We start from the raw sequence: 20,561 nt of genomic DNA on the forward strand, positions 1-20,561 counted from the left end.
AGTATCGGCCTTGCGGCAGCGAAGGGCACGTGCGAGAACGTCATGAGTGCACCTCGGCTCGAATCGGGATGCGGTCGGGTTGTGACCGGAGGTCCGTGTCTATGCATACACCGGGCCGCGTCAGCGCGTGGTGTACGGGAACGTTCCAGCCCCTTGCTTGCGGCGGCAGGGCAGGAATACCCACTCAAACGCTGGCCGGGTCGAGGGTCTCAAGGATGACGAAGGCAGCGAGACCGGAAACGTCGAGTCCTGCTTTCTCCTCTGGTGCCGACGCAACCCCCACCCGGCGCCGGCCCCCTCCGTGCGCACCTGGCCGCTGCAACAGCCGGCCACGATGCCGCAGGGGGACCCGGGCGCCGAGCCGGGGGATTCCGCGCCGGTGAAGGATCTCCAGAAGGCGCTGCACGGGAGGCGTTCCGGTATGTGCTCGACGAGGCGGGCTGATCCCCCGTACGGACGAGGCGGGCTGATCGCACGAACGGCTGGTGAACCCGGACACCCCTGTGGTGGTCAGCGGGCCAGGCGGCCCAGCAGTGAGCCGGCGGCGACGACTCCGACCAGCGCCGCGAAAGCGAGGACCGCGAGGTCGAGGCCGAGGTGGGCCTGGGTGCCGATGAGCAGTCCCCGCAGGGCGTCGATCTCGTAGCTCAGCGGCTTCACCCTGCTGACGGCCTGGAGCCAGCCGGGCATGAGGGCGACCGGGTAGGGCGCGTTGGAGTCGAAGGCGTGACAACTGCTCCTCGCACCTGAAGGCGAAGCGGTGCCAGCGGGTCGAGAAGTGGGAGGCGGCGAACAATGTGGAGATCGCGTGGTCCGTGCCGAGCCGGCCCGGACCGCTGCGGCACAACAGGCGTCTGATCCCCACCTCCACTGTCTCGACGGACGAGCGCTGCTCGGCCCGGACGAGGCAGGCGACCTGACCGGAGACGACTTCACGAGTTCAACCGCAGTATTTGCCCGCCAGCGATTCCGAAGCAACGGGGTGATAGGAGTGCGCTGCCTCACTCGTGACGCGATTCCGGCATCCACAGCCGCTTAAATGCACACAGAAGAAATCAAAAAGGCGTACCAAGGGCTCTATCCAGGGGTCTGGTACACGCAGGTCCGAGCCCTGTACCCCGTACGTGTTCACGTGCTGATCGTCGGATACGTCTGTGGAGCACCACAGGCGGCGCGGATCTGCAAGCTGCGACACCTGCTGGTGCCCGCAATCGATGGAGGACCACGTGGTCACGAGACGGCGTGTCGTGCAGGCGGCGGTCGGCGGAATGTTTGCGCTCCTTCCTGCGGCTTCCGTGACTCCACGCATCCTCGAGCCCAGCGGCAAGGGCGTTCTGGATCCGGGAAAGGTGGACAAGTACGTCACGCCGCTCGTCATCCCGCCCGTTATGCCGCAGGCCGGGGGAGGCGTCGCTGATCACATCGACCACTACGTGATCGGCGTGCGACAGTTCCGGCAGCAGGTACTGCCCGCCGGCCTACCGGCGACGACCGTGTGGGGGTACGGATCGACTCTTCATGCGCGTAGCTTCCACTACCCCGCGTTCACCGTCGAGGCCCGTGCCGGAACGCCTGTGCGGGTGAGATGGAAGAACCAGCTGCTCGATCGCAAAGGCCGTTACCTGCCGCACCTGCTGCCGGTCGACCCCACATTGCACTGGGCGAACCCTCCGGGCGGAGCGTCGGCCCGGGACTCACGTCCCGGGTTCCGCTCGACGCCCGGACCGTACACGGGCCCGGTGCCGATCGTGACGCACCTGCATGGCGGGCGGAACTCGGAGGAAAGCGATGGCTACACCGAAGCCTGGTACCTTCCCGGCGCGCTTGACCTTCCAGCGGGATACGCCGAAGTCGGCTCGTTCTACGAGGAGTTCAAAGAGAAGTTCGAGGACCGGTTCGGCGACGCCTGGGGCCGGGGGGACGCCGTGTTCCAGTACGCCAACGCGGAGAGGGCCTCGACCTTCTGGTTCCACGATCATGCCCTGGGTGTCACGCGGCTGAATGTCTACGCCGGACTGGCAGGGTTCTACCTTCTGCGAGGCGGACCTGCGGACCTTCCCGCCGGTGTATTGCCCGGGCCCGCGCCCCGGCCCGGTGATCCGCCCGGCCGGAAGTACTACGAGATCCCTCTTGCCATCCAGGACCGCTCGTTCCGTATCGACGGCAGCTTGTTCTACCCGGCCGGACGCAGTGCCTTCGACGGATTCAAGGGTCCTTACATCCCGGACAGCGACATCCCCCCGATCTGGAACCCCGAGTTCTTCGGCAACACGATGGTGACCAACGGGAGCACCTGGCCGGTCCTTCGAGTCGAGCCGCGCCGCTACCGCTTCAGGCTTCTCAACGGATGCAACTCGCGGTACCTGATCCTCAAGATCGTCACCCACCCACTCGCCCACCGTCCCGCGACCCCCGCCCTGCCCTTCTGCCAGATCGGCAGCGAGGGCGGCTTCCTTCCCGCACCCGTACAGCGCGACCAGGTGCTCATCGCTTCCGCCGAGCGCGCGGACGTGATCGTCGACTTCGCGTCCGTCCCGGTCGGAACCGAGCTGTATCTGATCAACGAGGGCCCCGACAAAGCATTCCAGGGCGGGAAGACGGGTACGGACTACTCCCCGGCGGACCCCGCCACCACCGGGCAAATCATGAAACTCGTCATCGAAGCACTCACGTCACCGGACACGACCGTGCCACCGTCCCAGCTGTCGCTTCCGCCGTTCGAGCCGCTGGGCAAGGCGAGCCGTATCCGGCGGCTTTCCCTCAGCGAGCAGAATTCCGCGTCGCTGCCGCACGTCGGCCCCCGGCAAATGCTGCTCGGCACCGTGGACCGAAACGGGGCCCCGGTGCCGATGCGCTGGGACGACCCCGTTACGGAGGATCCAGCCCTGGGCTCGACTGAGGTCTGGGAGATTCACAACTTCACCAAGGACGCACACCCGATTCATGTCCACGAAGTCCAGTTCCAAGTCCTCGACCGGCAACAGGCCGGCCATGCCGCGCGGCCCGCCGAGCCGTGGGAGAACGGGTTCAAGGACACAGCAGTCGCCTATCCGGGTGCCGTGACGAGGCTGAAGGCGACGTTCGACCGGGCAGGCCGGTACGTCTGGCACTGTCACATGCTCGAACACGAGGACAACGAGATGATGCGTCCTTATACCGTCGGATGACGGAGCTTCTGCCTGACCCTGCCCACCCGCTCCGAAGCCGTGATCCACATCGCCATGACCGACCTCATGTCCCGCCGCCTCACCAGCGGGAACACCATCTCCTGGCGCAACCCGAAGAAGACCACAGAACATCCCATCTCAGGATGAAACATCGGACGAAAACGACCTCTGAACAGAAGGACTTGACGGGGAACGCGACGAACATCGAGGCCCGAGTGCGGGCCGGCCTTTTGGACGTCGCCGGGTCCTGCGGCGTGCCGACCGTTGCGCTCCTGGTTTCCGCTCTGGTCGACGTATGTGTGCAGCGCCAGGCCTCGCTGCCGGGCTTCACGCTTCCCGGGGGCACCTCCGCGTCCGACCGGTTCTACCAGAGCGACATCACCGAGCCGTTCGTGCTGTCCGACGGGCACCTGCCGGTGCCGACCGGTCCAGGCCTCGGCGTGGCGCCGATTCCGGAGCTGCTCGACGAGGTGACCACCGCGAAGGTGTGGATCGGTTCGTAGCCTGGCATGAATTCCGGGGATAGATTTGGCCGCATCGAATCATCCGGTTGGATCGGGGCCGAATCTACCTTCGGGGAGTGCTGACACCCGTGCCGAGCAAGCCGCACACGAGTCTGGGTCGCGTCCTCGAAGCCCTCGGGGACGTGCTCCTCGAGCCGGTCGCCGTCGGGCGGGACACCCGGCGGCAGCTCGGCGGCGTGGTGATCCACGATCCGCACGACGACGCCGAGTTCCCCGCCGAGGCGGTCGTCCTCGGGGTCGGCGTGCGCGAAACCGACGAGATCGCGAAGCTGCTGCACACCGTCGTCGAACGCGGGGCCGCCGCACTGGTCGTGCGGTCGCCGGTCTCCGCGTCGACGGAGCTGGTCCGGACGGCCAACTCCACCGGGGTCGCGCTGCTCGGGCTGGTCAGCGGGGCGTCGTGGGCGCAGCTCGCCGCGATGCTCCGCATGTTGCTCGCCGAGGGCGACGTCGGCGATGTTTTTCCGCAGACGCTCGGCGGGATGCCGTCCAGCGATCTGTTCGCGCTCGCCAACGCGGTCGCCGCGCTGCTGGACGCACCGGTCACCATCGAGGACCGCAACTCGCGCGTGCTCGCGTTCTCCGGCCGCCAGGACGAGGCCGATCCCTCCCGCGTCGAAACGATTCTCGGCCGCCAGGTGCCCGAACGGTTCACCCGCCAGCTGGAGAAGGAAGGCGTCTTCGAACGCCTTTACCGTGACCACTGGCCGGTTTACGTCTACCCGGACGGCTACGACGAGAACATCGCCATGCCCAGGGTCGCGGTCGCGGTCCGAGCCGGCGACGAGGTCCTCGGCTCGATTTGGGCCGCAGTCGACAACGAGCTCAGCGAAGAACGTACTGCGGCGTTGGTCGATGCCTCGAAGATCGTCGCGCTGCATATGCTTCGGCTGCGCGCGGGTGCCGATGTCGAGCGCCGGTTGCGGGCCGATCTGGTGAGCACCGCGCTCGAGGGCGGCGCCGGCGCGCCGGAAGCCATCGCGCGCCTCGGGTTGCTGGGGCAGCCCACCATCGTGCTCGCCATGGGACTCCTTGAGGTCCTCGACGACGACCTCCGGCTCGTCGCGGAACGCCAGCGAGTCGCCGACGCATTCGCCATGCACCTCAGCGCCGTCCAGCCCCGGTCGGCGGTAGCGCTTGTCGGCGATGTCGCGTACGGCATCGTCCCGATGCCCGGGAACCACGGCGATTGCCGCGAACGCTCGGTGCGCGTCGCGTCGTCCTTCTTGGAACGCACCGGCCGCCGGGCCGCCGCCGCAATCGGCGTCGGACCGCTCGCGCTCGACGGCTCGGGCCTGCGCGCGTCCCGCAACGGGGCCCATCGCGCGTTGCGCGTGTTGCTCACCAACGGCGGCGCAAAGCGAGTGATCACCGCCGAGGACGCGCACATCGAAGCGCTGCTGCTCGAATTGGCGGACCTTGCCGCGGCACGCGGCGACGTCGCGACCGGGCCGATCGCGCGGCTGCTGGCCTACGACACGAAACACCGATCGCAGCTCGTGCACACGCTGCGGTGCTGGCTCGATTCTTTCGGCGACATCGGCGCCGCGTCGGCCGCCGCGTACGTGCATCCGAGTACATTCCGGTACCGGTTGCGCCGGGTCGTCGAGGTCGGCGGAATCGATCTCGACGACCCGGGAGACCGGTTCGCGGCAATGGTGCAGCTGCATTTGCTGCCGCGGGAGGGAAAAGCCGTTCCGGTTGAAGAGGCTTGACCGCCGTCCCGGTTGCTCCCCGGGCTTGAAAGACCTTCGCGATGTTCGTTGGATCGCACGAGCCCCGGGCCGGGCTCCTGTCGGCTTCGTTCAAAGCGGTCGCCGAGCGCACCACACCGGCCAGCCGGGCGACGGTCACCGGCGTGATGCCCGCGGCAAGCGGCGTCGGCTCGGGGTCGACGCCGCTGTTCGTCGGCCCCGGCGCTGATGGCGCCACGGCCCGGCCTCGATGGCCGTGTTCGGCCTCACGCTCCGGGTCCGTCCACCGCCTTGACCGGCATCGGCATGGGCCTGATCAACTTCGGCGGCCAGATCGCCGGCGTCGTCAGTCCGATCGCCACGGGGTGGCTCGCGGACGTCTTCTCCTGTCCCGCCGCGTTCGGCTTCCGCATCGGCACCACTCTGTCACCGCGGTACTGGCGTTCTGGGTGCCGCGAACTGTGCCACGAGGGCGACGAACGAGTGATCGCGGAACTGACTTACGGGCAGGTTTCGGCGTTGCGCGCGCTGCAGCCGGAAAAGTCCTGCCGTACCACCGCCGCCGAAATGACCCGTCTGCTCAGGCTGATCCGGCGCGGCAAAGCGGCCGCGCGCGAGGTGTGCGCGGACGTCCGGCGCTGGCTGGAACTGCAGGTCTGGCCGCACCGATTGCGGTCCAGGTGCCCCGACGACGAGATGCGCACCAGCGGCAAGACCGGCACGCTGCCCGCCGTGCGCAATGAGGTCGGCGTGGTCGAGTACCCGGACGGCGGCCGGTACTCGGTCGCCGTGTTCACCCGCGCCGAGGACGCCCGTTCCCGGGTCCCCGAGCGCGACGCATTCATCGGTCTCGCCACGGCGACGGCAGTGGAGTCGCTGCGCCCGGCCTGATTCGTCTGGGCGGAGGAACTTTCCCCGCGCTCTCCTCGGTTCGGACGAACAAGTGACGCAGGCCACCGACCTAGCATTCCGGAAACGCCGGACCATCCTCACCCGGACAGAAGGTGCACATGTCGAAAACTCGTGAAATCGAGACTTGGCTCCAGGAGAACTTCGCCGCTCTGTTGGCCGAGCACCAGGTTCCCGGCGCCTCGATCGCGGTGCTCGTCGACGGCGAGGTGATCGACCACGCGGCGGGCGTCCTGAACAAGGCCACTGGGGTGGAATCCACCGTGGACTCGCTGTTCCAGATCGGGTCGATCACCAAGGTGTGGACGACCACCCTGATCATGCAGCTGGTCGACGAGGGCCGCCTCGACCTCGACCGGCCGGTGCGCGACTACCTGCCGGAGCTCGCGCTCGGCGACGACAAGGCCGCGGCCGTGATCACCGTCCGGCAGCTGACCTGCCATACCGCCGGCTTCGAGGGCGACGTCTTCACCGACACCGGGCCCGGCGACGACGCGGTGGAGAAGCTCATCGCGACGCTGTCGGACGTGCCGCAGCTCTTTCCGCCGGGCGAGCGGTTCTCCTACAACAACGCCGGCTACTGCGTGCTCGGCCGCATCATCGAGGTGCTGCACGGCAAGTGCTGGGACGACTGCGTGCGCGACCGCCTCTTCGTGCCGCTCGGCCTGACCCACGCCGCGGCTGGTCCCTACGACGCGATCCGCTACCGCGCCGCGATCGGCCACGTCACCCCGAAGCCGAGCGAGGAGCCGGTGCCCGCGCCGATCTGGGCACTCACCCGCTCGAACGCCCCGGCTGGTTCGACGCTCGCGATGCGCCCGCGGGACCTGCTGACCTTCGTCCGAATGCACCTGAACGACGGCAAGGCCGACGACGGCACCCAGGTGCTGTCGCCGGAGTCGCTGGTCGCGATGCGCGAGCCGCAGGTGGAGGTGCCCGCGCTCGGCATCATGGGCACCCACTGGGGTCTCGGTTGGATGCTCTTCGGCTGGGAGGGCGGCGAGGTGATCGGCCACGACGGCGGCACCATCGGCCAGTCGGCATTCCTGCGCGTGGTGCCGGAGCGCAACGTCGCGGTCGCGTTGCTGACCAACGGCGGGCAGCCGCTGTACGTCTACCAGCAGGTCCTCGGAAAGCTGCTTGACGAACTCGCCGGCGTCAAGCTCCCGGCACTGCCGCAGCCGAACCCCGCGGCCGCCCAGGCCGACCTGTCCCGGTACGTGGGCGCGTACTCGTCGATGGTCGCCGATACCGTCGTCACCGCGGAAGACGGCAAGCTGTGGATCAAGCGATCCCCGAAGGGGATCTTCGCCGAGCTCAGCGGTGCGCCCCCGGCGAAGGAGGAACTGCTGCCCTACCTCGACGACACGTTCGTCGCCAACCTCCCGGAGGCCCCAGGTACCTATATGGCACACGCGTTCGTCGGCGACGACGGCACTGGCCGCGCCGAGTTCCTCCATACCGGACGCGCCGACCGACGGGTGTCCCAGTGAGCGAGATCCGCGAACGGATCGAAGCCGTCTTCGCCGAAGCCGGCGCGGAAGGGTTCCTGCACGCTCGCGAAGTCGGCGTGCCGGACGGGCCCGACGTGTCGGTGGGCGGCGACGACCCGGTGGTGCTGGCGTCGGTGTTCAAGATACCGGTGGCCGTCGCCTACGCCCGCGAAGTCGTGGCGGGACGGCTCGACGAGGCCGAGCGGACGTTGGTGACCGCGCGGTACCGGATCGGCGGTATCGGCACAGCGGGCTGCGCCGACGACGTCGAGATGAGTTGGCGGGACCTCGCGCACTTCATGCTCACGATGAGCGACAACGCAGCGACCGACCTGGTGTTCCACCGCGTGGGCCAGGAAGCGGTGGACCGGGTGCTGGCCGACCTCGGGCTGGCCCGCACCCGGTTGATCGGTTGCTGCGAGGACCTGTTCGCATCCGTCGTGGCGGACCTCGGCGGGAACGCGGACTCCGACCTCGAAGTGCTGCTGTGCGAGGCCACGCCGGAGCAGATGCTGAAGCTCTCGGTGCGCGACCCGGAACGCACGACGTCCTCGACGCCGCGCGAGATGACTGCGCTGCTCGACGCGATCTGGACCGATCGGGCAGGCGAACCCGAAGCCTGCGAACGGGTCCGCAAGACCATGGCCCAGCAGGTCTGGCCGCACCGGCTGTCGTCCGGATTCCCGTCCGGAGTGCGGATCGCGGCGAAGACCGGGACGCTGCCCGGCGTCCGTAACGAAGCGGGAGTGGTGACCTTGGGGGACGGTCGCCGGTTCGCGGTCGCGGTGTTCACCCGCGCCCACTCCCTCGAAGACCGTCTTCCCGCGGTCGACGCGTCCATCGGCGCCGCCGCCCGGCTGGCTGTCGACCACCTCCACGCGCAGAGCGCGACCCGCTGGAAGAATCCCGGTGATCGTGTCAAGCCGTCCGCGTGACCGGCGGGGCGGAGGTGAACAGCCTCTTGTAACGCACGATCGCACTCGCCCACCGCCCCGGCGGCGGGCGAGTGCGAGCAGTGCCTGGGTGTGGATCAGGCCCTCGGCGCGTTTCTTGAGGTAGTAGCCCCTCGACGGGCCCGGTCGCATCATGGCGGACTGTGCCGACATGGAGAACAACCAGCGCAGGCGCCGGTTGAAGCGTTCGGGCCGGTGGGAGTCGCCGGTGCGGCGGCCGGAGTCGCGGGGCACCGGGGCCAGGCCGGCGTGCGAGGCCGGCCGGCGTCGCATGGGCGCGGCACTGTTCCACATCGCGCTGGCGGAGCCGGGCACCGAGGCCGAGGTGACCATCGACGGCCGCACGCTGCGCTACCCGGCCGAGCGGGGCGAGAAAGCCAGTGCCGGGAACTGGCAGACGGCCACTGCCTTCGCCCTGATCACCGGCGCCCGTGAGGACCTTGCCCCGCTGGTCCTCACCGGCCCCACCTTCGCCCGGCCGGACGGCTCCGCCTCCACCGCGTACCGCGAAGCCCTCCACGCCTACCTGAAGGGCACCGAGCCAGAACCCGCCGCGCAGCGGGCGCTGCAGGAGGCCGACAAGGCCAAGGACTGGGGCCTCGCCATGCCGCCGGCCGTGCTGCTTTCACAGCTCGTGGAAGGCGACGAGGAGAGCTTCAACCTCGCCCTGGCCGACGCCCTCGAAGCCCACCGCGACTACTACCAGGTCGCCGACCGAGCCGACGATCCAGACGCTTCCGTCAACCTCGACATCCTCGCCCTGGCCTGCCACGCCCGCCGTCGCGGCTGGGCCATCCGCGTCGAATCCCCCTCCCTTCCACAGAGACTCCTCCAGGCCGCGGAACCCTTCTAGGGACACCGCCCACAACAGAGAACTCCGGCGGGCCCCGCAACTGCGCGGCGGGGCCCGCCGGAGCCCCCGCTGTACTTGGCCGCGAGTCAGACGGAAATGACGTTCTGGCCCAGCTGATGCGGGTGCCGCTTCCGTCGCTGGAGGCACCCCGGGTGCTGGGGGTGGACGACTTCGCGCTCTACGGCAGCACCTACGGCACCCTCCTGGTCGACGCCACGATCCGGCTCCCGCTGACACTCCGGGAAGGACGCGACGCGGAACAGCTCAGCCGCTGGCTCCACGAGCACCCCGGTGTCGAGGTCGCCTGCCCGTGCAGCAGCGTCCTCCGCGTCCCCCTCGACACGGGGCCGGCTGCCGCTGCCCTGGATGCGGCCAGCAGTACGGGCACAGCGAGGTGCTGCAGCTGCCGATGGCGGAGAGGCGGATCGCGGCGTGAACGAAATTCCGATGCACGCAAGCCAGTCAACCGACAGGATCCCGGAATGCAGAAGATTCCCACCGTGTTCGTCCGCGACTTCGACAACAACCCCGCCCATGTCCTGCCCAAGGTGACACCTGGCTGCGAATGGGTGCTCGCAGGTGAAGGGCAGGCCACCCGCAAGTACGACGGCACCTGCGTGATGCTTGACGAAGCGGGCAAGTGGTGGGCACGTCGCGAGGTCAAGCCCCGGAGGCCGGAACCGCCGAACTACATAGCCCTCTCCGTCGATACCGAGACTGGTAAGACCATCGGCTGGGAGCCGATCGGTCAGTCATCGTTCGCGAAGTTCCACTCAGAGGCTCTGAAAGCGGCCGGCCTCAGAGAGTGGACTGCCGGGACCTTCGAACTGATCGGCCCGAAGGTGAACGGAAATCCGGAGAGGGCCGACGCTCACGGGCTCGTCGAGCACGCCGCAGCGCAGCACGTCTCAGTGCCGGAGCTGACGTTCGAGGGCATCCGTAGCACCGTCGCGGGCCTGGCTGCGGTCGACGGCTGCGAGGGTGTCGTCTGGCACCATCCCGACGGGCGGATGGCGAAGATCAAGGCCAGGGACTTCCCGAAAGCATGACCACGAAGCGCCCCCGACCGGAACGCCGGTGTAGGGGCGCTGTCGTGTGTCCGGGGATAGCGGACGAGCCGCGTCACTCCGCGGGAAGCCGGCGGGCGAGATCCGCCGCCAGGTCCCCGGCCGCCTGCCCTTCCGCGCTGTCGTCGGCGAAGTGCCACAGCAGACTGACCGCTTCCCGCGCCTCGTCCGCGGTCAGCAGCGGAAGCCACAGGGCGGCTGGGTACGTGCCCGGGGCAGCGCAGGGAATTGCAGTTGGTCATCGACTCCCACGACTTCTAACCTGCTCAAATGATCGAAGATGGCCCTGCGGTACGCGTGGGAGACCCCGGACCGCGACCGGTCCACCTGCTCTTCTCCGAGCCGACCAGACCGTTCGGGGACGACCCCACACTCGACTTCCTCGTGAAAGCTAGCGGGCAATGGGTGAGCATCGAAACCCTGGTGCGGACATGGGACGGCGACGGCCTCGACACCTTTCTCTCCTCGCTGGCCGAGGACTTCCGCGGCTGGGAAGGACCGCGCGTCTGGCGCTCTCTGGAACACGACCTGACAATCTCGGCGGAACACCACCCGGGCGGCTACGTCCACCTGAGGTGGGGCATCCACGACCGGCCTCCGTCCGAGGAGTGGCACTTTGAGACCACCACCGTGCACGCAGCCGGCGAGGAGATGCGAAACCTCGCCGCCGAGATACACACGTTTCTCACGAGCATGGTCGAGTAGCTGCACCACCACCACATGAGACAGCCTCTAAACACTTTCGTAACCCCGTCACCGTTGGGCCAATTATCGGTTCCACGCCGGGGCGCGCTGCCCGGTGGTCACCAGGTGGTGAGGTCGACCGCGTGGGCGCAGTGCGGGTCGGTTCCGTCGGTCGTCCAGCGTTCTTTCTCGCGTACGAGTGCGGGGAGTGCGGCGAGCAGGGCGGTCAGCGCGCCGGTGAGGCGCACGTCGGCCGCGACGATCCCAGCGGCTTCGTCGGCCGCGATGTAGAGCCGCATGCTGTCGTGCCCGGTGAGGAGGAAGCCGCACAGGGCGGGGCTTGGTGGTGTCTCGATGAACGGCCAGGCCAGTGTCCGCAGCACGCGCAGCACCCGGTCCGAGCGGGCCGGCGGAGCGGGTTCGACGGCGGAGGTGTCCACGCGGACCAGGGCCATGCCCATCACGGACGCGTCCGGATGCGGGGAGCCGTCGGCTGCGAGCGTTCGTGTCCAGCCCAGCACCAGCGGGGCGGTGACCGGCTCGTCATCGTCGTCCACCAGCGGGATCTCATAGGCGACCAGTGCACCGGGCGCGACGGTGTCGGCGGGACCGGTCACGATCCGGACAGCGTCCTGCGCCGGCAGTACCCCGCGCAGGAAGACCCCTTCGGCGAGAGGTACTGCCGTGTAGTCGAGGAGGAAGCGCGTGAGGTACGCCTGCTGCTCGACCGTCTCCCCGCAGGGCCCGCTCACTGGTTGATCCAGTCCGGGCACTTGTTGACACCCCGGCAGTAGGCCGTGACCACGCCGATCTCCTTGCCCTTGCCTGCGTCGTACTCACCGTCGGTCGTGCGGCGGGCGTACTGCACGATGACCACGACATTGACGAACCGGGCCCCGTTACGGGCGACTCCGTAGTACTCCAGGCGTCCCCCGCCCTGCTTGTCCACCTTCCCGGCCAGCGTCGCGTCGACGACCCGGCACTTCCTGATGTTGTGCTTCCCGGAGAAGTGATTCCAACCGAGATCGCCGTTGCCGTACCGAGTGGGGATCACCCGCCCCTCGGGATCGCTCTGCTCGCACCGGACCTTCTTGTTCCAGTACCGCTGCGCCGACGCGTCGGGCACCGGCCCGGCAACGAGCACGGCACCCACGGCGGCTGCGGCCATAGCACTGGTCATCTTCATTCCCGGACCGTGCCACACCTCGGCCGGGTCTATGCCCTCTTCGCTCACAGGATCGTTTCCCCACCCTTGGACGGGTGACCCGGGCCTCTCACGAACTGACCGGCCAGGAACGGCGATCGTCGCGGCGCCACGCCCCGCTTCCAGGACCACCGGTGTCACTGAGCTCGCCCGGTCGCCCGGGCAGGGGCTCTGCACTCCTGTACCGCCCGCGGGGCGGCACGAGACAGCACGCCGGAGCATCGCCGGAGAATTCAGCCGGCCATCTTCCGCTGGTCATCGTGGAGGCACGTGACGCTCCGCCGCCGACACAGGGATGACACGCGCATGAGATTTCACTGTCACGAGGTGATAGATCCCCGGGTGGTCTGCTGACATGAAGCCGAGAGATTGCAGCCGGACTGGTCTGCTTCCTGAACTCCCGAGGCGCGCTCAGGCCTTCCGCAGCTCCGTGGCCTCGTTGGGGGTCCCGTTTGCCTTCGATCGCGTCGAGGAGGGTGTCCTCGGACATCTGCAGAGCGGGGGCGCAGCGGATGAGCTGGGAGGGGGAGGCGGGGGTTCCGGCGAGCCATGCGGTGATCACGGGTTCGGGCAGGATCGCTGCCTGGGCGAGTTGGAGCGAGCTCAGGTTCAGGTGTGTCATGCGATGGCGCACGGGTGGGTTAAAGGGTGTGGTCTGCGAAACCCAGAGCTGTCGGTGCGCGTGCGGCGCTCCATGCGAACTGTCTGCGGGCACGGGCCACCCACGGCCATCTACCTACGTGCGTGCCGGGTGGTGGTGCACTCCAGCTTTGACTGTAGTCACACAATCGGTGAACGCGTCACCTGGCGCAGAGATGACGGCGTGGAGGCTGATGGTGCCCCGAGCGCGACGCAATGGCGGGCGCTGGACGATCTGAGCGTGACCTGCTGCGTGGGAAGACGGTACAACTCGGCGGGATTGACATCGGCCCACCAGCTGAAAAGTGAACTGGTCTACGTATAAGAGCTGTTGAGACGTAGGTTGTGTGTTGACAGTACATGCCTCGGTTGAAAGACGGACGGTACCCATGACCGACTACACGACGTCGCCCGGACCAGCGGTGCATCGGGAGATCGATACGTCGGTGCCGCACTCGGCTCGGATCTGGAACTACTGGCTTGGCGGGAAGGACAACTACCCCGTTGACGAGGAAGCCGGGGATGCATATAGTGCGATTTTTCCAGGCATCATCACCATTGCCCGCAGCAGCCGTGCCTTCCTGCGCCGCAACCTCACGTACCTGGTCCAGGAGGTGGGCATTCGGCAGTTCCTTGACGTCGGGACCGGACTACCCACGGTAGCGAACACGCATGAAGTCGCCCAGCGGCTCGCACCGGAGGCCCGAATCGTCTACGTCGACCACGACCCGATGGTCCTTGCGCACGCCCGCGCCCTACTTGCCTCCACCCCCCAAGGAACGACCGCCTATGTCGACGCCGACCTGTTCGATGTCGATCGCATTCTGACGGCTGCAGCCGAGACACTGGACCTCACCCGTCCCACCGCCCTGATTCTCAGCAACATTCTGGGCCACGTCGCCGACTACGACCAGGCCCGGGCCACCGTCAGCCGGCTGATGGACGGACTGCCGTCCGGCAGCTACCTCTCCATCAGTGACGGCTCACGGGGCACGGACGCCGACTACGAGCAGGCCCAGGACGCATACAATGAAACAGGCGCCGTCCCGTACTTCCTGCGCCCGCTCGACGAAATCGAGGCGTTCTTCGACGGCCTGGAACTCTTGGACCCCGGGGTCGTCTCGGTTCCCTGCTGGCGCCCGGATCCGACTTCCCCCACCCCGGTTGCCATCGGCGAGCACGGCGGCCTTGCACGCAAGCCGTGACTAAAGCGAGGTGGGAAGGACCGGCACCGAGCGGGGTTCACACGGGGCCGGGCTGGGTTCGCCGAGCCGCTGCCGACTCTACTGACCGGGTATCACGTTGTGTCGGAGGTCGCCGACCGGATCCGCCGAAGCACGCTCGACGCCGAGCGCGGCCCGTGCCGTGTCCGCGTTGCGTGGCCCGGCCGGCGGCCGTGGTGTCAGACGCCTGCCGCCCGCGCCGCCACGTACACCTCGGCCGCCACGTCGATCAGCTCCGCGGCGTCGCGCGTCGTGCCCTGGAGATCCAGCAGGATCTCCGGTACGCCCGTCGCGGCATGGGCCACCAGGTCCTCGACGATCTGAGCCGTGTTGCCGTGGAACGGGGCGCGGTCCGCACCGCCGACCGGTTGCGCGCTGTACCTGGCGTTGGCGCGGGCGCAGACGCCGACCGGACGCTCCCGGCCGCGCTCCGCCGCCAGGTCCTGGACCCGCTTCCACTGCTCGGCCAGCCGGTCGGCGCCCGCGGCCACCGGCATCCAGCCGTCCGCCCGGTCGATCAGACGGCGCGTGGCCCGGGGACTGTTCGCAGGCAGATAGACCGGGATGGGGCGCACCGGCTTCGGGCCGACCTCGGACGGGGCGACGGTGGTCAGCTCGCCCTGGTACGCGACGGGATCCGGACCCCAGACCGCCGCGCACACGTCCAGCAGCTCGTCCAGGACCGCGCCGCGCTTCTCGAAGGGGGCGACCGAGGCGGCGGCGTACTCGTCCAGGGACCAGCCCGTGCCGAGGCCCGCGACCACCCGGCCGCCGCTCGCGGCGTCGAGCGAGGCCAGTGAACGGGCCAGCTGGAAGGGTACGTGCAGCGGCGCGACCAGGACGCTGGTGCCGAGCCGGGCCCGGCCCGTCGCACCGGCGGCCAGCGCGAGCGTGATCAGCGGATCGGCGACGCTGCGGTACTGATCGGGCCAGGGTAGCCCCGGAACCCCGTACAGCCCCTGTGTGGCGGGTTCGGGGAAGAGGACCCGCTCGAAGACCCACAGGCTCTCGTAGCCGGTCTCCTCCGCCGCGCGTGCCACGGCGGCCACATCGCGGCCGATGTCGTACTGCTTCATCTGCGGAAGACCGAGCCCCAGGGCAACCGGCATGAGTGCACTCCTTCTGGCAGGCAGTGGGGCAACCACCGTATGACACCCGCCTGTTGCCTGCCGGATTTCCCGCCCGGAACGCCGGCGGACGTGAGCGCGGACCCGGGCGGGTGTACGCCGTGCGACCGCGGTGACACGCGCCGCCGCCGATGAGGGCAGGGCCCTGTCGAGGCCGGGGCGGTCACGAGATATCTTGATGTCAAGCAATGTTGCAGACGTGGAGCGGAGCACAGGGTGACTGACTCGACCATCATCTATACACACACCGACGAGGCTCCGGCCCTGGCGACGTATTCGTTCCTGCCCGTCATCCAGGCGTACGCCTCGACGGCCGGGGTCAATGTCGAAAGCCGTGACATCTCGCTGGCCGGACGCATCATCGCGGGCTTCCCCGAGCGTCTGGAGGAGGGCCAGCGCATCGAGGACGCGCTCGCCGAGCTCGGTGAGCTGGCCAAGCGGCCCGAGGCCAACATCATCAAGCTGCCGAACATCTCGGCCTCGATCCCGCAGCTGAAGGCGGCCATCGCCGAGCTTCAGGCGCAGGGCTACGTGCTTCCGGACTACCCGGACGACCCGCAGACCGACGAGGACAAGGACGTCCGCGCGCGCTACGACAAGGTCAAGGGCAGCGCGGTGAACCCCGTGCTGCGCGAGGGCAACTCCGACCGCCGTGCCCCCGCCTCGGTCAAGAACTACGCCAAGGCGCACCCGCACCGCATGGGCAAGTGGTCCGCCGACTCGAAGACGAACGTCGCCACGATGGGCGTCGACGACTTCCGCTCCACCGAGAAGTCCACCACCATTGCCGAGGCCGGTACGCTGCGCATCGAGCTCGCGGGTGACGACGGCAGCACCACCGTGCTGCGCGAGTCGGTGCCGGTGCTCGCGGGCGAGGTCGTCGACGTGGCGGTCATGCGCGTCGCCGCCCTGCGCGAGTTCTTCACCGCGCAGGTCGCCCGCGCCAAGGCCGAGGGCGTGCTGTTCTCCGTCCACCTCAAGGCCACCATGATGAAGGTCTCCGACCCGATCATCTTCGGCCACGTGGTCCGCGCCTTCTTCCCGAACACCTTCGCCAAGTACGGCGAGGCGCTCGCCGCGGCCGGTCTGTCCCCGAACGACGGCCTCGGCGCCATCCTCACGGGCCTGGACTCGGTGCCGCACGTGGGTGCCGAGATCAAGGCCTCCTTCGAGGCCGAGCTGGCCGAGGGCCCGGCGCTGGCCATGGTGGACTCGGACAAGGGCATCACCAACCTGCACGTACCGAGCGATGTCATCGTCGACGCCTCCATGCCGGCCATGATCCGCACCTCGGGCCACATGTGGGGCCCGGACGGCCAGGAGGCCGACACCCTCGCGGTGCTGCCGGACAGCAGCTACGCGGGCGTCTACCAGGTCGTGATCGACGACTGCCGCGCCCATGGCGCCTTCGACCCGTCGACCATGGGCTCGGTGCCGAACGTCGGTCTGATGGCCCAGAAGGCCGAGGAGTACGGCAGCCACGACAAGACCTTCGAGATCCCCACCACCGGTGCGGTGCGGGTCGTCGACGGCAACGGCGAGGTCGTGCTGGAGCAGGCCGTCGGCGCCGGCGACATCTTCCGCATGTGCCAGGCCAAGGACCTGCCGATCCAGGACTGGGTCAAGCTCGCCGTCACCCGCGCCCGCGCCACCGGCGTCCCGGCCGTGTTCTGGCTCGACGAGGCCCGCGCCCACGACGCGCAGCTGATCACCAAGGTCAAGAAGTACCTCGCCGACCACGACACCGACGGTCTGCAGATCGAGATCATGTCGCCGGTCGAGGCGACCGCGTTCTCGCTGGAGCGCATCCGCCGGGGCGAGGACACCATCTCGGTCACCGGCAACGTGCTGCGTGACTACCTGACCGACCTGTTCCCGATCCTTGAGCTGGGCACGAGCGCGAAGATGCTCTCCGTCGTCCCGCTCATGAACGGCGGCGGTCTGTTCGAGACGGGCGCCGGCGGCTCCGCGCCCAAGCACGTCCAGCAGCTGGTCAAGGAGAACTACCTGCGCTGGGACAGCCTGGGCGAGTTCTTCGCGCTCGCGGCCAGCTTCGAGCACCTGGCGTCGACCACGGGCAACGCGCGCGCCCAGATCCTCGCCGACACCCTCGACCGCGCGACGGGCACCTTCCTCAACGAGGACAAGTCGCCGAGCCGCAAGCTGGGCGGCATCGACAACCGCGGCAGCCACTTCTACCTGGCCCTGTACTGGGCCCAGGAGCTGGCTCAGCAGACCGACGACGCACAGCTCGCGCAGGCGTTCGCCGCGCTCGCGAAGACGCTGGGCGAGCAGGAGCAGACCATCGTCGACGAGCTGATCGCGGTGCAGGGCTCGCCGGCCGACATCGGTGGCTACTACCAGCCCGACCCGGCCAAGGCCTCGGCCGTCATGCGCCCGTCGAAGACGTTCGTCCAGGCAATCTCGGCCATCGGCTGACGCGACGCCGCGGAGAGGGGGCGCGATCAGGCGCCCCCGCCCCTCCCGCCCCGGCCGGCACCATGCCCGGCCGGGGCGGTTCCGTGTCCGGGAAGGGCACCGGAACCGGGCCGCGGCGCGAGGATTTTCCGCGTAGTCGGCCCCATGGAGCCCTTCCACCGGTAGGTTCGAACACCCGGACCAACCGTGCCCTGGGAGGGGAGAGGCCGTGCTGACAGGCAGGAACGCCGTGGTCACCGGTGGATCACGGGGCATCGGCCGCGCGATCGTCGAGCGGCTGTGCCGCGACGGGGCACACGTGGTCTTCAACTACGCCACCGACGACGAGGCCGCCGCCGAGGTCGTCCGCACGGTGCGCGCCGACGGCGGCAGGGTCCGGTCCGTCCGGCTGGACCTCGCTGACCCGGACGGCCCGGAGCGCCTGATGTCGGCCGCCGAGAAAGAGCTCGACGGACTGGACATCCTGGTGAACAACGCCGCTCTCTGCCCCGCCCCGTCCCTGCTCACGGACACCGATCCGGCGGTCTTCGACCGGGTCCTGGCGGTCAACACCAGAGCGGTCTTCATGACGATCCGCCACGCGGCGCTACGGATGCGCGACGGCGGCCGCATCGTCAACATCTCCACGGCCAACACGGTCCGGTCGGGCCCGGGCATCTCCGCCTACGCCGCGAGCAAGGGTGCCGTCGAGCAGCTCACCGCCGTCGCCGCCCATGAACTCGGGGCCCGCGGGATCACGGTCAACACCGTCTCGCCCGGAGCCACCGACACCGAGCTGCTGCGCGGCAACAACCAGCCGCAGGCACTGGAGGCAGTCGCCGGCATGACCCCGCTGCGCCGGCTGGGGGAACCCGCGGACGTGGCCGACGTGGTCGCCTTCCTCACCGGTCACGACGGCCGGTGGATCACGGGGCAGAACGTCCGCGCGACGGGCGGGCTGGCCTGAGCGACGCCGGGGGGAGCCCGCCGCCGGTCCCCGGCCCGGGTATCCACCGGATCGCCCGTCAACGACACCGCACCGCAACGGAGTTCGTCCGGCTTCGGCCTTCCCCGCGGCGGCGCGAAGGCCTGGAACACGGTCCGTGCCCACGGACGCCCTGATGGGTGAATGTCACGCGGCTGTGGGCGGCGGGCCGCCCACAGCGGCCCCGCGGCTGATTTGCTGCACCTGGAATCTGGCGTGACGCGCGGGACCGGTCTGCCGGCCGTCCCGGTGGGAACGGCACCCCGGCCGGGTGCTCGGTCCCCCCGCGAACGACGATCGAAGGAGCGTCCCAGTGACGACGACGGGCACAACAGGGGCAGCCGACGAAGAGGAGACATACGCGAACGAGCTTCCGGTCCATGCCAAGGAACCGGGAAACGTCGTCATCAAGTGGCTGACCACCACCGATCACAAGACGATCGGCACGCTCTACCTCGTCACCTCGTTCGCCTTCTTCATCGTCGGCGGTGTGCTGGCCCTGGTCATGCGCGCCGAGCTGGCGCGTCCGGGGATCCAGATCGTCTCGCCCGAGCAGTTCAACCAGGCGTTCACGATCCACGGCACGATCATGCTGCTGATGTTCGCGACGCCGCTGTTCGCCGGGTTCACCAACTGGATCATGCCGCTGCAGATCGGCGCACCCGACGTGGCGTTCCCGCGGCTGAACATGTTCGCGTACTGGCTCTACCTCTTCGGCTCCATCATCGTGGTCGGCGGCTTCCTCACCCCGAACGGCGCGGCGGACTTCGGCTGGTTCGCCTACTCCCCGCTGACCGACGCGGTCCGCTCACCGGGTATCGGCAGCGACATGTGGATCATGGGTCTGGCCTTCTCCGGCTTCGGCACGATCCTCGGTTCGGTCAACTTCATCACCACGATCATCGGCATGCGTGCCCCCGGCATGACGATGTTCCGCATGCCGATTTTCGTCTGGAACGTCCTGCTGACCGCCGTGCTGGTCCTGCTGGCCTTCCCGGTCCTCGCGGCGGCCCTCCTGGTGCTGGAGGCGGACCGCAAATTCGGCGCGCACGTCTTCGACCCGGCCAACGGCGGCGCCCTGCTCTGGCAGCACCTCTTCTGGTTCTTCGGCCATCCGGAGGTGTACATCATCGCGCTGCCGTTCTTCGGCATCGTCAGTGAGGTCATCCCGGTCTTCAGCCGGAAACCGATCTTCGGCTACATCGGTCTGATCAGCGCGACGATCTCCATCGCGGGCCTCTCCGCGACCGTGTGGGCGCACCACATGTTCGTCACGGGCGGGGTACTGCTGCCGTTCTTCTCGTTCATGACCTTCCTCATCGCGGTACCGACCGGTGTGAAGTTCTTCAACTGGATCGGCACCATGTGGCACGGGTCGCTGTCCTTCGAGACACCGATGCTCTGGTCGATCGGCTTTCTGGTGACCTTCCTCTTCGGCGGTCTGACCGGTGTGATCCTCGCGTCGCCGCCGATGGACTTCCACGTCTCGGACTCGTACTTCGTCGTCGCGCACTTCCACTACGTCGTCTTCGGCACCGTGGTCTTCGCGATGTTCTCCGGATTCCACTTCTGGTGGCCGAAGTTCACCGGCAAGATGCTGGACGAGCGGCTCGGGAAGATC

At 68.6% G+C, this 20,561-nt stretch carries 15 protein-coding genes and 4 pseudogenes; 14 read left to right on the forward strand and 5 right to left on the reverse strand.

Going from position 1 to position 20,561, the window contains the following annotated elements; all coding sequences use genetic code 11:
- Nucleotides 1-510: 510 nt before the first annotated feature.
- Nucleotides 511-723: pseudogene (locus AB0D53_RS31000) on the reverse strand (ABC transporter permease); the annotation flags it as partial.
- A gap of 491 nt (nucleotides 724-1,214) precedes the next feature.
- On the opposite strand from AB0D53_RS31000, the gene AB0D53_RS31005 reads away from it, so the two are divergent.
- The 7 genes and pseudogenes from AB0D53_RS31005 (at nucleotide 1,215) to AB0D53_RS31035 (ending at nucleotide 8,722) form a co-directional block, all read left to right on the forward strand.
- Nucleotides 1,215-3,167: a multicopper oxidase gene (locus AB0D53_RS31005; protein ID WP_362452398.1), complete on the forward strand. Its 1,953-nt coding sequence runs from the start codon at nucleotides 1,215-1,217 to the stop codon at nucleotides 3,165-3,167.
- Nucleotides 3,168-3,182: 15 nt separating this feature from the next.
- Nucleotides 3,183-3,314: pseudogene (locus AB0D53_RS31010) on the forward strand (IS5/IS1182 family transposase); the annotation flags it as partial.
- Nucleotides 3,315-3,478: 164 nt separating this feature from the next.
- Nucleotides 3,479-3,670 (forward strand): annotated as a pseudogene (locus AB0D53_RS31015) (o-succinylbenzoate synthase); the annotation flags it as partial.
- A 77-nt stretch (nucleotides 3,671-3,747) separates the two neighbouring features.
- Nucleotides 3,748-5,406, forward strand: coding sequence for a helix-turn-helix domain-containing protein (locus AB0D53_RS31020; RefSeq protein ID WP_362452399.1), 1,659 nt, complete (start codon nucleotides 3,748-3,750; stop codon nucleotides 5,404-5,406).
- A gap of 270 nt (nucleotides 5,407-5,676) precedes the next feature.
- The gene (locus AB0D53_RS31025; protein WP_362452400.1) at nucleotides 5,677-6,276 is read left to right on the forward strand and encodes a serine hydrolase; all 600 of its coding nucleotides are present in this window, start codon (nucleotides 5,677-5,679) and stop codon (nucleotides 6,274-6,276) included.
- Between the two features lie 119 nt (nucleotides 6,277-6,395).
- Nucleotides 6,396-7,787 (forward strand): serine hydrolase, encoded by a 1,392-nt coding sequence (locus tag AB0D53_RS31030; protein WP_362452401.1) that lies wholly within the window; start codon nucleotides 6,396-6,398, stop codon nucleotides 7,785-7,787.
- A complete protein-coding gene (locus AB0D53_RS31035) occupies nucleotides 7,784-8,722 on the forward strand; it encodes a serine hydrolase (protein ID WP_362452402.1) in 939 nt (312 codons plus the stop codon). Before AB0D53_RS31030 ends, AB0D53_RS31035 begins: the two co-directional genes overlap by 4 nt.
- Here AB0D53_RS31035 and AB0D53_RS31040 read toward each other — a convergent pair.
- Nucleotides 8,706-9,004 (reverse strand): annotated as a pseudogene (locus AB0D53_RS31040) (transposase); the annotation flags it as partial. The gene AB0D53_RS31035 and the pseudogene AB0D53_RS31040 sit on opposite strands and share 17 nt — an antisense overlap.
- A 7-nt stretch (nucleotides 9,005-9,011) precedes the next feature.
- Here AB0D53_RS31040 and AB0D53_RS31045 point away from each other — a divergent pair.
- From AB0D53_RS31045 to AB0D53_RS31055, 3 genes are all read left to right on the forward strand, one after another.
- Nucleotides 9,012-9,593: an immunity 49 family protein gene (locus tag AB0D53_RS31045; RefSeq protein WP_362452404.1), complete on the forward strand. Its 582-nt coding sequence runs from the start codon at nucleotides 9,012-9,014 to the stop codon at nucleotides 9,591-9,593.
- A 161-nt stretch (nucleotides 9,594-9,754) separates the two neighbouring features.
- Complete coding sequence (locus tag AB0D53_RS31050; protein ID WP_362452405.1) at nucleotides 9,755-10,642, forward strand: DUF5565 family protein; 888 nt, start codon at nucleotides 9,755-9,757, stop codon at nucleotides 10,640-10,642.
- 288 nt (nucleotides 10,643-10,930) lie between these two features.
- Nucleotides 10,931-11,365 carry a DUF6228 family protein gene (locus AB0D53_RS31055; RefSeq protein WP_362452406.1) on the forward strand — a complete coding sequence of 145 codons (435 nt, stop codon included), beginning with the start codon at nucleotides 10,931-10,933 and terminating at the stop codon, nucleotides 11,363-11,365.
- Between the two features lie 98 nt (nucleotides 11,366-11,463).
- On the opposite strand, the gene AB0D53_RS31060 is transcribed toward AB0D53_RS31055, so the two are convergent.
- Nucleotides 11,464-12,096 (reverse strand): hypothetical protein, encoded by a 633-nt coding sequence (locus AB0D53_RS31060; protein WP_362452407.1) that lies wholly within the window; start codon nucleotides 12,094-12,096, stop codon nucleotides 11,464-11,466.
- On the reverse strand, nucleotides 12,093-12,530 hold the full coding sequence (locus AB0D53_RS31065) for a hypothetical protein (RefSeq protein ID WP_362452409.1): 438 nt from the start codon (nucleotides 12,528-12,530) through the stop codon (nucleotides 12,093-12,095). Before AB0D53_RS31065 ends, AB0D53_RS31060 begins: the two co-directional genes overlap by 4 nt.
- 1,046 nt (nucleotides 12,531-13,576) lie before the next feature.
- Between AB0D53_RS31065 and AB0D53_RS31070 the strand changes: the two genes are divergently transcribed.
- The gene (locus tag AB0D53_RS31070) at nucleotides 13,577-14,392 is read left to right on the forward strand and encodes an SAM-dependent methyltransferase (protein WP_362452410.1); all 816 of its coding nucleotides are present in this window, start codon (nucleotides 13,577-13,579) and stop codon (nucleotides 14,390-14,392) included.
- A 197-nt stretch (nucleotides 14,393-14,589) separates the two neighbouring features.
- Here the strand turns inward: AB0D53_RS31070 and AB0D53_RS31075 are convergent, their stop codons facing one another.
- Entirely contained in the window at nucleotides 14,590-15,519 is a 930-nt protein-coding gene (locus AB0D53_RS31075; RefSeq protein ID WP_362452411.1) for an LLM class F420-dependent oxidoreductase, read from the reverse strand.
- A gap of 234 nt (nucleotides 15,520-15,753) precedes the next feature.
- On the opposite strand from AB0D53_RS31075, the gene AB0D53_RS31080 reads away from it, so the two are divergent.
- The 3 genes from AB0D53_RS31080 to AB0D53_RS31090 all read left to right on the forward strand — a co-directional run.
- Entirely contained in the window at nucleotides 15,754-17,976 is a 2,223-nt protein-coding gene (locus AB0D53_RS31080) for an NADP-dependent isocitrate dehydrogenase (RefSeq protein ID WP_362452412.1), read from the forward strand.
- A gap of 208 nt (nucleotides 17,977-18,184) precedes the next feature.
- Nucleotides 18,185-18,922, forward strand: coding sequence for an SDR family oxidoreductase (locus AB0D53_RS31085; RefSeq protein ID WP_362452413.1), 738 nt, complete (start codon nucleotides 18,185-18,187; stop codon nucleotides 18,920-18,922).
- Nucleotides 18,923-19,253: 331 nt separating this feature from the next.
- Nucleotides 19,254-20,561, forward strand: a 1,308-nt coding sequence (locus tag AB0D53_RS31090; protein ID WP_362452415.1) for a cbb3-type cytochrome c oxidase subunit I, incomplete at its 3' end; no start/stop codon positions are given.

This window comes from Streptomyces sp. NPDC048295 (assembly GCF_040652135.1).
Classification (GTDB): Bacteria; Actinomycetota; Actinomycetes; order Streptomycetales; family Streptomycetaceae; genus Streptomyces.